Annotated in this window: 1 protein-coding gene; it reads left to right on the top strand. The window is 57.1% G+C overall.

Going from position 1 to position 1,369, the window contains the following annotated elements:
- The coding region (locus EOA78_RS35460) for an aminotransferase class III-fold pyridoxal phosphate-dependent enzyme (RefSeq protein WP_206533568.1) at positions 1 to 1,367 on the top strand (1,367 nt) is incomplete at its 5' end.
- Positions 1,368 to 1,369: the final 2 nt, after the last annotated feature.

Genomic DNA, 1,369 nt, shown 5'->3' on the forward strand with positions numbered 1-1,369 from the left:
AGTATTCTCACGCGGCATGGAAACACCGGAAGGGGAAACCGTCTACGATGCAATCCGCAGAAACTCGGTTTACGGTCGACGAAGCCATCGCGCATGAGCAGCGCGTCTATGAGGGCTCAAACCCGACGAGCAGACAGAAATTTGAAGCCGCCAAGGAGGTCTTGCCTGGCGGCAACACTCGGAGCTCGCTGTATTTCGACCCGTTTCCGCTTTTCTTTAGCTCTGCACGATCCAGCAAGGTGATCGATGCGGACGGCCACGAATATTCGGATTTCGGAAATGACCTAACCGCCGCTCTCTTCGGCCATTCGAACGAAGCGATCGTGTCAGCGCTCAAGGTGGGGCTAGACAACGGAATGAGTTACGGGGGCACACACGATCATGAGGTGGCGTATGCCCGCGAGATCTGCCGTCGCTTTCGGTCTATCGAGAGAGTCCGCTTCCTGACGTCGGGGACGGAAGCAAATGTGGCGGCAATACAACTTGCCAAGGCCGAAACGGGGCGGCGATTGGTGCTGGGCTTCTTCGGTGGCTACCACGGTAACATCTTGAACTGGCTTGAGCCCGAGAGTGAGATGAATGTCGAACGTGCGGACGTCCGCCTCGCGCGATTCAATCACATCGAAACCGTCGAGCAGATCGTCCGGAAGGAGGGCGAGGACATCGCGGCCATTCTGGTCGAGCCGATCATGGGCAGCGCTGGCGGCTTCGTGGCCGACACAACTTTCCTGAGCCGTCTTCGTTCGATATGCGATGAGATCGGCGCGTTGCTGATATTCGACGAGGTGCAAACCGCAAGGTTCGCCGTCGGCGGTTATCAATCGGTAATCGGTGTCTATCCAGACCTGACCACGCTCGGCAAGTTCTTCGGCGGCGGTCTCAACTTCGGGGCTTTGTGCGGGCCCGCGCGACATATGGACAGGCTGGGACCCGGTCATGAGAGAATGCTCTCGCACGGCGGCACTTTTAGCAACAACGTTCTGACCATGATCGCTGGGCATGCTGCGCTGAAAAAGGTCTTTGTTCAGGAAAACGTCGATCGGTTGAATGCCCGCTCCAACAAGCTGCGGTCTGCTTTACAACGTCAAGCGAACAGCCGAGGAGTGCCCCTGCAACTGGGCAGTTTTGGCTCCCTCATCTCGACACATTTCCAAGCGGACATGCCGCGCGGCCCTGAGGACGTTAAGACCCCGCCGATCTTTCGAAAACTGTTCCAGCTTTTCATGATCAACAACGGCATCTTTGTCACCAGGCGCGGCCAGTTTACCGTGTCACTGGCCAATACCGAAGACGAATTCTCGGAGCTGGAGAACGCTTTTGGCATCTTCTTGGACCGGTATGGAGATCTGGCCGATGACTTCGACTGACG

It is taken from the genome of Mesorhizobium sp. M5C.F.Cr.IN.023.01.1.1 (assembly GCF_003997585.1).
GTDB classification, from domain to species: domain Bacteria; phylum Pseudomonadota; class Alphaproteobacteria; order Rhizobiales; family Rhizobiaceae; genus Mesorhizobium; species Mesorhizobium wenxiniae.